13 protein-coding genes are annotated in these 13,228 nt (G+C 45.9%); 11 read left to right on the top strand and 2 right to left on the bottom strand.

Going from position 1 to position 13,228, the window contains the following annotated elements; translation table 11 throughout:
- The first annotated feature begins 72 nt into the window (after positions 1–72).
- The 4 genes from ACOMA8_RS01830 to ACOMA8_RS01815 all read left to right on the top strand — a co-directional run bounded on the left by ACOMA8_RS01830 (position 73) and on the right by ACOMA8_RS01815 (position 3,824).
- A complete protein-coding gene (locus tag ACOMA8_RS01830; RefSeq protein WP_161898542.1) occupies positions 73–1,368 on the top strand; it encodes a PTS sugar transporter subunit IIC in 1,296 nt (431 codons plus the stop codon).
- 69 nt (positions 1,369–1,437) lie between these two features.
- On the top strand, positions 1,438–1,737 hold the full coding sequence (locus ACOMA8_RS01825) for a hypothetical protein (RefSeq protein WP_421367959.1): 300 nt from the start codon (positions 1,438–1,440) through the stop codon (positions 1,735–1,737).
- Positions 1,734–2,648 carry an N-acetylglucosamine kinase gene (locus tag ACOMA8_RS01820; RefSeq protein ID WP_421367956.1) on the top strand — a complete coding sequence of 305 codons (915 nt, stop codon included), beginning with the start codon at positions 1,734–1,736 and terminating at the stop codon, positions 2,646–2,648. Before ACOMA8_RS01825 ends, ACOMA8_RS01820 begins: the two co-directional genes overlap by 4 nt.
- A gap of 42 nt (positions 2,649–2,690) precedes the next feature.
- Positions 2,691–3,824, top strand: a complete 1,134-nt coding sequence (locus ACOMA8_RS01815) for an anhydro-N-acetylmuramic acid kinase (protein ID WP_421367953.1) — start codon at positions 2,691–2,693, stop codon at positions 3,822–3,824.
- A gap of 149 nt (positions 3,825–3,973) precedes the next feature.
- On the opposite strand, the gene ACOMA8_RS01810 is transcribed toward ACOMA8_RS01815, so the two are convergent.
- Positions 3,974–4,594 (bottom strand): FMN-dependent NADH-azoreductase, encoded by a 621-nt coding sequence (locus tag ACOMA8_RS01810; protein WP_161898538.1) that lies wholly within the window; start codon positions 4,592–4,594, stop codon positions 3,974–3,976.
- Between the two features lie 225 nt (positions 4,595–4,819).
- Here ACOMA8_RS01810 and murQ point away from each other — a divergent pair, with 225 nt between their 5' ends.
- Positions 4,820–5,731, top strand: coding sequence for an N-acetylmuramic acid 6-phosphate etherase (gene murQ / locus ACOMA8_RS01805; protein WP_421367949.1), 912 nt, complete (start codon positions 4,820–4,822; stop codon positions 5,729–5,731).
- A gap of 98 nt (positions 5,732–5,829) precedes the next feature.
- On the opposite strand, the gene ACOMA8_RS01800 is transcribed toward murQ, so the two are convergent.
- Positions 5,830–6,681 carry a MurR/RpiR family transcriptional regulator gene (locus ACOMA8_RS01800; RefSeq protein WP_421367946.1) on the bottom strand — a complete coding sequence of 284 codons (852 nt, stop codon included), beginning with the start codon at positions 6,679–6,681 and terminating at the stop codon, positions 5,830–5,832.
- Between the two features lie 273 nt (positions 6,682–6,954).
- Here ACOMA8_RS01800 and rpsO point away from each other — a divergent pair, with 273 nt between their 5' ends.
- The 6 genes from rpsO to ACOMA8_RS01770 all read left to right on the top strand — a co-directional run bounded on the left by rpsO (position 6,955) and on the right by ACOMA8_RS01770 (position 13,204).
- Positions 6,955–7,224, top strand: a complete 270-nt coding sequence (gene rpsO / locus ACOMA8_RS01795; protein ID WP_161898535.1) for a 30S ribosomal protein S15 — start codon at positions 6,955–6,957, stop codon at positions 7,222–7,224.
- 248 nt (positions 7,225–7,472) lie between these two features.
- Positions 7,473–9,593 (top strand): polyribonucleotide nucleotidyltransferase, encoded by a 2,121-nt coding sequence (gene pnp / locus ACOMA8_RS01790; protein ID WP_161898534.1) that lies wholly within the window; start codon positions 7,473–7,475, stop codon positions 9,591–9,593.
- 250 nt (positions 9,594–9,843) lie between these two features.
- Complete coding sequence (locus ACOMA8_RS01785) at positions 9,844–10,869, top strand: helix-turn-helix domain-containing protein (protein ID WP_421367941.1); 1,026 nt, start codon at positions 9,844–9,846, stop codon at positions 10,867–10,869.
- 177 nt (positions 10,870–11,046) lie between these two features.
- A complete protein-coding gene (locus ACOMA8_RS01780; protein ID WP_237580394.1) occupies positions 11,047–11,385 on the top strand; it encodes a hypothetical protein in 339 nt (112 codons plus the stop codon).
- Positions 11,386–11,400: 15 nt separating this feature from the next.
- Positions 11,401–11,796, top strand: a complete 396-nt coding sequence (locus tag ACOMA8_RS01775) for an acetyl-CoA carboxylase biotin carboxyl carrier protein subunit (protein ID WP_421367937.1) — start codon at positions 11,401–11,403, stop codon at positions 11,794–11,796.
- A gap of 16 nt (positions 11,797–11,812) precedes the next feature.
- Complete coding sequence (locus tag ACOMA8_RS01770; RefSeq protein WP_421367934.1) at positions 11,813–13,204, top strand: oxaloacetate decarboxylase subunit alpha; 1,392 nt, start codon at positions 11,813–11,815, stop codon at positions 13,202–13,204.
- The last annotated feature ends 24 nt before the right edge of the window (positions 13,205–13,228 follow it).

Raw genomic sequence — 13,228 nt, 5'->3', positions numbered from 1 at the left:
GCGCCTTCGTACAAATCAAACCGGTCAAATTTGTTATCGATAGGGCCGGTCCAACCAAGAGGAGGAAGAAACATGATTAAAAAGATAACGGATTTCGTGGAGCTGCATCTTGCAGGGCCTATGGAAAAACTTGGGAGACAACGTCACTTACGAGCGATCCGAGATGGGATCGTTGCTACTTTGCCATTGATTATTGTCAGTTCATTCTTTATGATCGTTGCATTCCCGCCAATCCCACAAGACTGGGGTTTGTATAAGTTTTTGTCGGCCAATGCTACGACAATCTTGTTGCCTTATCGCATGACCATGTACATCATGAGTCTGTATGCGGCCTTTGGTATCGGTCACAGCTTGGCCCGCTCTTATAAACTGGATGCACTTTCTGGTGGGATCTTAGCTACGATTGCCTTTTTGCTGACGTTTACTCCCGTAAATATCCCAGCAGAAGCAGCGGATGCCGCAGGTGTTTCAGGATTTGTTCTGCCGATGACTTACCTTGGCGGTGGTGGGATGTTTGTTTGTATCATCACTGCGATTTTAGCGGTAGAAATTTTCCGTTTGACAGACAAATCCAAGTTTAAAATCACAATGCCAGAACAGGTTCCACCGTCAGTTGCCCGTTCCTTTGAAGCCCTAACACCAACAATCGTCGTAATCTTAGGTATGGCGACCATCACTTATTTCTTGAAATTTGACTGGCATACCTTTATTGCCAAACTGATTTCTCCAGTAGTCACTGCTGCTGACTCACTGCCTTCTGTCTTGTTGCTGGTATTCTTGATTACCTTCTTCTGGAGCTTCGGGATCCACGGTGTGTCCATTATCGGCTCGATTGCTCGTCCCTTGTGGTTGCAGTTATTAGAAGGCAACACTACCGCTTTGGCAGATGGCAAGGCATTACCAAATATTGCCGCTGAGCCTTTCTTCCAATGGTTTATCTGGGTTGGAGGATCAGGTTGTACGATTGGTTTAGCAATTTTACTGGCGTTTTACTGTAAATCACAATATGCTTCTAAGCTGGGCAAGACTGCATTGGTTCCGTCAATCTTTAATATCAATGAACCTATCATCTTCGGTACACCGATTGTATTGAATCCGGTTTTGATTATTCCATTTATTGTGGCACCAATGATTTCAGCAACGATTGCTTGGTTCTGTACGCAAGCGGGCTTAGTCAATAAAGTAACGGTAACTGCACCTTGGACATTGCCTGGGCCGATTGGTGCATACCTGGCTTGTGGAGGTGACTGGCGAGCAGCTGTTCTGAATGTATTGCTGATCATCTTATCAGTCATCATTTACTTCCCATTTGTGGTAATGTATGACAAAGAGCAATTAGAAAAAGAAAAAGGCGAGATCCCGGCTTAAAAGGTGATCCGTAGCAGCCGGAGACAGCGAGTGCTGTTTTCCGGCTTTTTTTAAAGAAAGAGGTATGTCATGGAACTATTGCTGAAATTCGCATTTGTATTTGCCGGTCTGGCAGTCATCTTGGCCGCCTATTTTGCTGTAGATAAATTCGCTAAAACCGTATTTGCTCGCTGGCATTGGCGGTGGGCACTGGTGGCGCTGTTGGTAATTTTTATTCCTTATGCAATCCCGGGGACGCCTTTTTGGGCACTTTGGCTTAGCTATGGATTGTGCCTGTTTTTTGGGGTGGTCTTTTTTGAACAAAATCGCCGTAAAAAGCAGCAGCGGGAACAAAGAACGACGCAGTCCACTAATGGAGGTTCCAAATGACGGCTTTTATTTTAAGTGGCGATTGCGGCGGGACCAAGTCTACTTTTGTTACTTTGGATGAAGAGACAGGTAGCCTTAGAAAAACGGTGACACTGGGACCAGCTAATGTAATTGCTGATCCTGTTGGGAGCATCGAAGTTATCAAGTCAGGGGTATTGAGGTTGCTGGCAGAAGAAAACCAGCCTTGTGCCGGTATCGTCCTGGGAATTGCCGGTCTGGCAACTGCGGGGATTCAAGAGGCACTAAGCCGAGAATTAGCGGTAGTTGATGGGCCGATTTACCTAATTGATGATGCCTTGTTAGCATTGTATGGCAAACTGGCGGGAAAAGACGGTGTTCTCTTGATCGCAGGAACTGGTTCGATTGCCTACGCCCGCTATCAAGGAAGTTTTACTCGGGCAGGCGGCTTTGGACATCTTTTAGGGGATGAAGGCAGCGGTTATTGGATTGGAAAGCAGGGCTTTTTGCAGGTCTGTAAAGCTGCCGATTCTCCACATAAATTCTTTGGGTTGGCAAATGAGCTGATGGTAAAAGAAAATAGTGCAGACCCTTATGAGGTAATCCGTAAGTTTTACACCTTGAGTAAAGCAGAAATTGCGGCCTACGCTCCTCTTGTAGCAAATTCAGCCACTGCAGAAGCAGAGGCGATTTTGCGCCAAGCAGCAGAATACTTGGTGCAGCTGGTTTTAAATTTGCAAGAAAAGGCGGGTCTTCCAGAGGGATTGCCGTTGGTGTTTTCAGGTTCGGTGTTAACAAAAAATCCCGTTGTGAGACAAAGAGTGGCAGAATTATTAGGTACAACTTTTGATACGTTACCAGTCACAGAAGAGGGTATCTTGCAAGGGGCGTTTCATTATTTTAATGAACAGAAGCTAAAAAAGACGGACTCTGGCAAAAAGGATTTGAAATAGTTTTTGTAAAAACATCGATAAAGATGGAAAGGAAGTCATAGGATGGTATTGGCAGTAGGAATCATGAGTGGCACATCGTTAGACGGGATTGACACCGCATTGGTAGAGATTGACGGCGTTTTGGAAAATATGACAGTAACATTGGTGGATTTTGCTACCATGGATTATCCAGAAGGACTGTTACAAGAGATAAGACGCGGCTTGGAGTCGCAACAGTTGTCTATGCAGCAGGTTTCAAATCTGAATTTTCGCTTGGCTGAGGCCTATAAGGAAGCTGTTTGCCAACTCTGTCAGAAAAACGGAGTAGTACCTGCTGACTTAGCCTATGTTGCTTCTCATGGACAAACGATGTTTCATCAACCAGTGACAGAAGGCGTGTATGGGCCTTCGACACTGCAACTAGGGGATGCAGCGATATTGGCACAGGGCTTAGGCTGCCGGGTTGTCTCAAATTTTCGTGAAGCGGATTTGGCTGTGGGTGGACAAGGGGCACCGATTGTTCCTTTTGCTGATTTTTATTGCTACAGATCTGCCGATAAAGATCGCATCTTGCAAAATATCGGTGGCATTGGCAATTTGACTTGGATCAAAAAAGGCGGAAAGCTGTCTGATTTAGTCGCTTTTGATACTGGTCCCGGCAATATGGTCATCAACGAGCTGACTCGTCATTTTTACAATGAAGCCTACGATCACAATGGCGCCCATGCAGCTCGTGGTCAGGTGAAAGTATCGTTGGTAGAGAAATGGTTGAAACTGCCGTATTTTAGCCTACCCTATCCTAAAACGACTGGTCGAGAGCTTTTTGGAAAGCCGTTTGTGGATCAAATTCTACAAGAAACAGCTGATATTTCCCCAGAAGATGTGATTGCTTCTGCTACGATGCTGACAGCACAATCAATCACAAAAGCAGCTGCCCAGTTGACAAAAAATTCCTGTGAACTAATCGTAGCCGGCGGAGGGGCCTACAATCCGGTTTTGATGGAGATGATCCGGCAAACCGCTTCGAAAAATATGAATGTGTTGACTCAAGAGGAGTTAGGCTTTTCATCAGATGCCAAAGAAGCTGTGGCAATGGTCATCTTGGCCCAACATACCCTGCACCGATTGCCAAACAATGTTCCGAGTGCTACCGGTGCCACCAGAGAAGTAATTTTGGGACGCATCACAGAAATTTGATGACAGAGGTCAGTTGTACGAAAAAATACCAAACGCCAACTATCCCGCCCAGTATTCTCAGCTGAAAGAAGCTGAGGGTGAGTAGCTAGTTTTCGTTTGGTATTCAGCAGTAGTGCAAGATGGAAGCAGCCGACAAAATTTTTAAGTAATTAAAATGTTTGGGCCAATTCACGAGCATTGGCAGAAGCCGCAGACAGGATCATTTCCGCTTGTTCGGGATGATGATCGATGCCTTCGATGAACAGTTGATCCACTTCTTCAATGCCGACAAACTGCAACACTTGTTTGACATACTGAGAAGAAAAGTCTTTGCCGTTGAAGGTTCCGCCGTTGGACTGGATGTGGAGGGCTTTTTTACCCAATGCCATACCTACAGAACCATTTTCGGTGTAACGGAAGGTTTTTCCTGCTACACAGATGGTATCAAACCAGGATTTCAGCCGGCTAGGGATATTCAAGTTCCAAAGCGCATTGGTGATTACGACTTTATCGGCAGCCAAAAATTGTTGCGTCGCCTGATCAAAAGCTGTCAATTTTTCTTGTTGGCTTTCTGACAAGGATTGGAAAGCATCACCTTGTCGCAGTTGCTGCCAGGCCAGCAAAATTTCACCGTCGATTTCAGGAATAGTCTGTTCATAAAGATCGACGCAAGTTATCGTATCTTGGGGATTTGCCCGTTGATAATCTTCCAAAAATTCTTCAAAAATACGGACAGAACGGGAAGATTCTCTGGTCATTGGGTGGGCTTTGATTGCTAAGAGTTGGCTCATGTTCAGTCTCCTTTATGGTTACATATGAATCTGGCAATCATCTTAAAATAACTACTTAAATATGACAAGATTTGTGCTTGTCTACTTTTTCACTTGTTTGTGAAATGTAAATTCATATAAAAGTTTAAAATAAAGAAATTTCGTTGCGAAGAAGTTGCTTTTTTTGTATCATAAATTAAGAAGCTGAAAAAAGCAGAGACTGCGATGAATAATAGGAGGTCCACGATGAAAGCAATCGACTTGGACAAATTAACCACTGAAAGACGCAACAATGACACCTTTGATTTGGATCAAATGACTGTCGCTGAAGCATTGGGAAAAATGAATCGAGAAGACCATAAAGTAGCAGAAGCTGTAAAAAAACAACTACCTGCTATTCAGCCGGTGATTGAAGCCGCTGTTGCTGCCTTTGAAAAAGGAGGACGCCTTATTTATATAGGAGCTGGAACCAGTGGGCGGCTGGGTGTATTGGATGCCGCCGAATGTGTGCCAACATTTGGTGTTGATCCAGGACTAGTCATTGGCTTGATTGCTGGTGGACAAGAAGCGATGACAGTTGCCGTTGAAGGGGCAGAAGATGATCCCGACTTAGGCAAAACTGACCTGCAGAAACTCGCGTTGACTGCAAAAGATCTGGTAATCGGAATTGCTGCCAGCGGTCGAACACCGTATGTCATCGGTGGTTTGGATTATGCCACTCAAATCGGCGCGACCACTGCGTCAATCGCTTGCAATCCAGAAGCTGAGATTTCACAGCACGCCACTTTTCCTGTGGAGGTAGACTGTGGGCCGGAATTTCTTACCGGATCGACACGACTGAAGGCTGGCAGTGCACAAAAGATGATCCTGAACATGATCTCTACAATCGCTATGATTGGAATTGGAAAAGTATACAATAATTTGATGGTAGACGTGCGACCAACGAATGAAAAACTAGTCGAACGCAGCAAGCGAATCATCATGGAAGCTACTGATGCAGACTACGACACAGCGGCTATTTATTTTGAAGCAGCTGATAAAAACGTCAAACTGGCTATCGTTATGCTTTTGACGGGAGCACCAAAAGCAGAAGCAAAACGCCGCCTGCAAGCAGCAAAAGGTTTTGTGCGCAAAGCGACGGAAAACGAGGAAGGGTAGGCAAAAAGCTGCCCAGTAAGTAAGTAAAAAAGCCGCGGCAACCGATTTTACGAGTTGCTGTGGCTTTTTTATTGAAACTATTTTTCATGGGGTGAATTCTACAAGTACGTTTCTCGATAGTCCTGCACACTTTGATAAGAGCGGTGGATCCGTTGGGCATTTTTTTGATCTTTGCCGATGTAGATATAAAACAATAAATCAATGGCCAAAAGATGAGCAATGATTGAGTTGGTGGCGGCACTGCGCAAATCGGATTCCTTGCCGCGGGAAACTTGCAGCGAGACGTCACCTAATTTACTAAGCGGATTGTGACCCAAGCGAGTCAGGGTGATGACTGGGATGCCCAGTTTCTTTGCAGTTTCCCCCAAATGTAAGATTTCGGGAGTAACACCAGTGTTGGAAATCAACCAGAGTAAGGAGTTGTCGCCGGCATTTACCAACTGGGGCAAAAGAGCGTTGTAGTCGTTTTCCACCGTCACGGGCTTTCCTAATCGACTCCACTTCTGGCGGATATCGACAGCCACCAACTCGGAAGCACCGACGCCGGCTACAAATAAGCGTTCTTTGCTGCGTATCAGCTGAATTGCCGCTAGTAATTCTTCTTCTTGCAGGATGTCAGATGTTTCCTTCACGGTAACCTGGGCATTGCGGGAAAACAATCGTTTCAGCTCATCAACAGAAGCTTCTGGATCCAAATCGGCGTAGCCTTTCCCGAGAGCGGGTTGTTGGTTGTCGACTGAAAGCTGCATTTTGAAGTCGGCCAAGCTTTGAAAACCAACTTTTTTCGCAAAACGAACCACGGTGGGGGCACTAATCTTAGCTGCTTGTCCCAACTGTTCAGCAGTCATTGAAGGAACTTTGTCTGCGTGGGTTTTGATGTATGCAAACAGACTAGCCTCTGCCGTGGAAAGTTCACCTCGCATGCTTTCAATGCGACTCAAGACACTCATGTATGTTCTCCCTTTCAAAAACAAGAAATTTTTAAGAAATCCGATCCCTTTGCTGCCAATCCTTTGGGCAACAAGATCACCTACAGTATAACATATTCAAAGCTTTTTCCACCGCCGCTAAATGCCCTGATTCTATTGAAAAACACTTGCCTTTTCGGTAGGTTTCCGGTAAAGTATTAGCTGTGTGCAGAACACACCAACTGCTGCTTGGTTTGACGATTCACCAACGTGATACTCAGCTGCAGGGGACAAACAGAGAAAGAGGTGAAAAAAATGGCAATTTCAAAAGAACGCAAAAACGAAATCATCAAACAATTCGCACGTTCTGAAGGAGATACTGGTTCTCCAGAAGTTCAAATCGCTGTTTTGACTGAAGAGATCAACGAACTGAATGCGCATATCCGTGTTCACAAGAAAGATCACCACTCACAACGTGGTTTGATGAAGAAAGTCGGTCACCGTCGTAACTTGTTGGCATACTTGCGTAACAAAGACGTGGCTCGCTACCGCGAATTGATCCAAGCTTTGGGATTACGTCGTTAATTATGAGAAGAGCGGGGTTCACATTGAATCTCGCTCTTCTTTGTATGGTTTAACAGGCCAAAAGCAGTAAGGTGAAGCTGCAAACGGCCACATCACAGCCTGTGACAGGCGGTGTATTCAACTACTAACCAAAGAAAAGCAGTCAATCCCTGCGAGAGACAAAAAACTCCGGGAACAAGGGCTGAGATTCGCTGTTTTTCTTTGTTTAGTAGCGAAGGCCCGCTAGTCACAGAGAAACGGAGCATAAGATGACGAAACAAGTATTTGAAACGACCTGGGGCGGACGCCCGCTGAAAGTTGAAATCGGCCAAATGGCAAAACAAGCCAATGGCGCAGTTTTGGTTCGTTACGGCGACACTGTCGTATTGAGTGCGGCAGTCGCCTCAAAAGAAGCCAAAGACTTTGACTTCTTCCCTTTGACGATCAACTATGAAGAAAAAATGTATGCTGTCGGTAAGATTCCTGGTGGCTTCATCAAACGAGAAGGCCGTCCATCCACTGATGCGACATTGACTGCTCGTCTGATTGACCGCCCAATCCGCCCAATGTTTGCGGAAGGTTTCCGTAATGAAGTCCAAGTCACTAACATTGTTATGAGCGTGGAACAAGATTGTTCACCAGCGATGGCAGCAATGTTGGGTTCTTCATTGGCATTGTCGATTTCTGACATTCCATTTGACGGGCCAATTGCAGGTGTCGAAGTGGGTCGGGTCAATGGCGAATACGTCTTGAACCCAACTGTTGCCCAAAGTGAAGAAACAGATATCGACTTGACAGTAGCTGGAACCAAACACGCCATCAACATGGTGGAATCCGGCGCGAAAGAAGTTTCTGAAGATGATATGCTAGGCGCATTGCTCTTTGGTTTTGATGCGATCAAAGAACTGGTTGCCTTCCAAGAAGAAATCGTTGCTGCTGTTGGCAAACCCAAGATGGAAATCAAGTTGTTGCAAGTCGATGCAGACTTGAAAAAAGACGTCTATGACCAATATTACTCTGTTATGAAAACAGCCGTCATGACTGAAGAAAAACTTGCTCGTGAAGACGAGATTGAAAAGGTTAAAGAGATTGTTAAAGAGGTTTACGGCGAAAAATTTGCTGAAGATGAAAACAGTGACCAGATTGCCAAAGAGCTGAAACAAATTGCTGAAGATCTGGAAAAAGATGTGGTTCGGGAACTGATCACTATCGACAAAATCCGCCCTGATGGCCGTAAATTGGATGAAATCCGTCCGTTGGCTTCAGAAGTTGGCTTACTGCCACGGGTACACGGTTCCGGCTTGTTCACACGGGGACAAACACAGGCTTTGTCAGCTTGTACATTGGCGCCTTTGGGTGAACACCAGATTATTGACGGGTTGGGTGTGGAAGATTCCAAACGATTCATCCACCACTACAACTTCCCACAATTTTCTGTTGGGTCTACCGGTCGTGCCGGCTCTCCCGGACGTCGTGAAATCGGGCATGGTGCCTTGGGTGAACGGGCATTGTTCCAAGTCATCCCGGATGAAACTGAATTTCCTTACACCATTCGTCTGGTAGCAGAAGTCTTGGAATCAAATGGTTCTTCTTCACAAGCGTCAATCTGTGCTGGTACGTTAGCATTGATGGATGCCGGTGTACCAATCAAAGCGCCAGTCGCCGGGATTGCGATGGGCCTGGTTTCTGATGGGGAAAACTACACCATCTTGACAGATATCCAAGGGCTGGAAGATCACTTGGGCGACATGGACTTTAAAGTAGCTGGTACCCGCGATGGGATCACTGCGTTGCAAATGGACATCAAGATTCAAGGAATCACTGAACAGATTTTGACAGAAGCTTTGGCACAAGCTAAAAAAGCTCGTTTTGAAATCTTGGAACAGTTGCAATCTACATTGGCAGAACCTCGTAAAGAGTTGAGCCCTTACGCACCGAAGATTGAAATGATCCAAATCGACCCTGAGAAGATCAAAGTCGTGATCGGTAAAGGCGGCGAAACTATCAATGGAATCATTGATGAAACTGGCGTGAAGATTGACATCGATCAAGAGGGTAAAGTTTCCATCGCTTCATCTGATGCTGAAGCAATTCAAAAAGCAATCAAGATCATCGAAGAACTCACAAAAGAAATCAAAGTCGGCGAAGTTTACTTAGGTAAAGTTGTCCGGATTGAAAAATTTGGCGCCTTTGTCAACTTGACCAAAGGCAAAGATGGCTTGGTTCATATTTCCCAATTGGCCAACGAACGGGTTAACAAAGTCGAAGATGTTGTAAAATTGGGCGATGAAGTCTTGGTGAAAGTGACTGAGATTGATCGTCAAGGTCGAATCAACTTGTCACGCAAAGTCTTGTTGAAAGATGACACACAAGAAGCACCGAAAGCTTAAATGAGAAACGAGACTGGGACAATCCTCCAGTCGCCGGCCTCCAAAGCTTACACTACCCAATATGAGCCTCAAAAAGCCAAGTCACTTCCATTAAAAATAGTGGAAGCGACTTGGCTTTTTATTGTTCGGCCAAGATAGGCGCTTTTCTCGTGCTACGAATCGGTATTATCCCCCTTTGCTTTTAGGGTAAAAAGGTTTTGGGGAAAACGATTGCTGCGAAATAGAGTACATTTTCAGTGAGGTGAAGAAAATGTATGAACTGCTTTTGGAAAAGGAAGAGAGATTGTTTTTTGCATTGTATCAACAGTTGAAACGGCAGAACTACAGCAACATAGATGACCTTTGCCTACATTTAGGCGTGACGGCGCCGACACTTTTACAAGGTGTGCGCAATTTTCAAATCAAGGGCTATCATTTGAAGTTGGGCATGGATATCGTCAAAGACGGCCGACGCTTATATTTACTGACTCGAAGGGAGTTTAGTGAACGGCGGCTGTTCACCTGCCTATTAGAAAAGAGTATCGGACTGGAATTGTTGCTGGAAATGTGGCGTCATCCCAGCTGCAGCGCTCCAGAACTGGCGAAAAAGACCTACCATAGCTGCCAGACTGTCCGACGGCGGTTACGAGGGCTGGAGGCGTTGTTAGCGTGTTATAATCTGCGCATCGTTTTAGAAAAACGCCCCATGTTGCAAGGTGCCGAGGCTCAGATTCGCTTTTTTTACCTGCATGTACATATTTTGTTAGAAGAACCCCTTTATCGCAGCGAGGTAAGCGAAGTTTGGGGGCGAATTGTTTCATTATCAGAAGAGCGACTCGCACGGCGATTTCGAGTGAAGAAGGCCTGGTTCAATCGCCAATACGTCAATAAAACGTTAGGCTTGGCGGATTATTGTCTGAATGAGCGAGGGTATCGCTTTTTGTGGCAACAGCTATTAGGGTTGGAGCCTATCTGGCTAAAGGAACCATTTTGTGAAGTACTCAGTCAGTATTTCAAATTTGATGATAAGCTGGCTAAAAAGCAAGCGGGGATCAGTAGGGATCTCTATCGTTTGCATTTGATGGCACATCTTTTTCATGGTGATCTAACCGTTTCCTTTACCCGCGAGCAGGTCTTGGATACAGCGGCAAAACGATTGGAGCGATTGTTTCGTGACAAACTCCCGGGTTATCCACAATTGTTGGCTAAGCATCCGGAGCTGCCGCTATGTTATGAGATGATCTTACGACGGTACCGATTGGAAGAAGCGGAGTCTCCGCTGACGATTGTGATTTAAGAATAAGCAAAAAGCCACAGAGCTGTGTCGAATCGTGGGCATCTTGCACAGCTCTTTTTATTTGCAGTAACAGAAAATAACTACTGGTTGTTCAAGACTTTTTTTGGCAGGTAAGGTAGAATAATAAGTATAACAAGTGACAGTCTAAGTGTAACCGTTACCAAAGGAGGGAGTGCCATGGGATTGTTCCAACGGCTGTTCGGTAAAAAGAACACGATGCCGGAAATTTCAGAAGAACAGCCTTCAGTTCTCAAGCAACCAGTGATTGAAGAGGAATTGTCTGGTTGGGTGGAAGTTCCATTTTATGTGGATGCCCCCGACGTGGAAAAAGAGCTGGTGACAGTGATCGCTACAGCGATTGCTGCCGGCGATCAATCGACTAGTGAATTTCGAGTGAAAAAGATTCAAGCAAAGAATCCGGAGGCGCAACTGGTCAGTCTGATTGCTGCGGGAATTGCTGCCGGAGACCAACCGGAAACAAGATTAGCTGTGAAAAAAATTTATAAACGACCGTAGATGGGGGAGACACATATGTTACGAAAATTTAAAATCACGATTGATGGAAAAGAATACCTGGTTGAGATGGAAGAAATCGGTGGCGTACCACAACCTACAGCACCGGCACCCGCAACAGCACCTGTAGCGCCGGCACAACCGGCCCCTGCTGCTGAAGCAACACCCGCGCCGACGCCCGCGCCAGCTGCTGGTGGGACGGATGATGCCATGGGAGCACCGATGCCAGGAACGCTGTTGAAGATTTTGGTAAATGTAGGGGACAGTGTCAAAGAAAATCAGCCGGTGATGATTTTGGAAGCAATGAAGATGGAAAACGAAATCGTTGCCCCACATGATGGCACCGTGACTGGCATTCATGTCAGCCAGGGAGATATAGTCAATCCCGGACAGCCACTGCTGACTATTTCATAGAAAAGGGGCACTCGCGATGACAAAAACGATACGATTTATGGAGACAGTCTTACGAGACGGCCAGCAGAGTCAGATCGCTACTCGGATGCCCACCAGTGACATGCTGCCGATTTTGAAGACGATGGATGAAGCAGGCTTTTATGCGCTGGAAATGTGGGGGGGCGCCACCTTTGATTCCTGCCTGCGCTTTTTGAATGAGGACCCGTGGGAACGTCTACGCAAGATTCGTTCTGAAATCAAAAATGCCAAGCTGCAAATGCTGCTGCGAGGCCAGAATTTATTGGGTTACAAAAATTATGCTGATGATGTGGTACGGGAATTTGTGACTAAATCAATCGCAAACGGCATTGATGTGGTTCGAGTCTTTGATGCATTGAACGACACGCGTAATTTGCGGACTTCCGTTGAAGCCTGTAAGGAAGCGGGAGGCCATTGCCAGACCGCAATTTGTTACACCACCAGTGATTTTCACACAGTGGATTATTTCGTAAAATTGACCAAGGAGATGGCTGCGTTAGGTGCAGATTCTATCTGTATCAAAGACATGGCTGGCGTGCTGACCCCAGAAACGGGATTTGAGTTAGTGAGCCGCATCAAAGAGGCAGTGGATCTGCCACTACAGGTGCATACCCATGCCACTGCCGGAATCAGCGAAATGACCTATCTGAAATGTGTCGAAGCCGGTGCGGACATCATTGATACCTGTATCTCTTCTTTTTCCGGTGGAACCAGTCAGCCGGCAACAGAGTCGGTGGCTATCGCATTGGAGGGAATGGGGTTTGTTACTGGATTAAAGCAAGACAAGCTGGAGACGATTGCAGATCATTTCGACCCAGTACGGGATCGTTTTCGAAAAGAAGGACTGTTGAATCCTAAAGTCAAAGACACGGAGCCAAAGTCTTTGGTGTATCAAGTGCCTGGCGGTATGTTGTCCAATCTCTTGAGCCAGCTGACAGAACAAGGCAATGCTGACAAATATGAACAAGTTTTAAAAGAAGTGCCGAAAGTTCGGGCGGATCTAGGCTATCCGCCACTGGTCACCCCCTTGTCGCAAATGGTAGGGACTCAGGCACTGATGAATGTGTTGTCTGGTGAGCGCTATAAATTGATACCAAAAGAAATCAAAGACTACGTGAAAGGCTTGTACGGCAAACCACCGGTAGCCATTGCGCCGGAGATGGTCAAAAAGATTATCGGGGATGAGCCTGTCCAAACTCTGCGTCCTGCTGATCTTCTACCGCCTGAAATGCCAGGCTTTGAAGCGGCGATAAAAAAATACGCCCGCTCCACTGAAGATGTTTTGAGCTATGCGGTATTCCCACAACAAGCCAAAGACTTTCTTGGCCGTCGGGAAGATCCATTTTACGATGTGCCAGTGCAACAGGTGGCTGTCCATTTAGAAATCTGAAAGCCAAAGAGAATGTGACATAAG

It is taken from the genome of Enterococcus infantis (assembly GCF_049166715.1).
GTDB lineage: Bacteria > Bacillota > Bacilli > Lactobacillales > Enterococcaceae > Enterococcus_C > Enterococcus_C leclercqii.
Note: the sequence above shows the minus strand (reverse complement) of the source record. Positions and strands in the feature narration are given on the sequence as shown.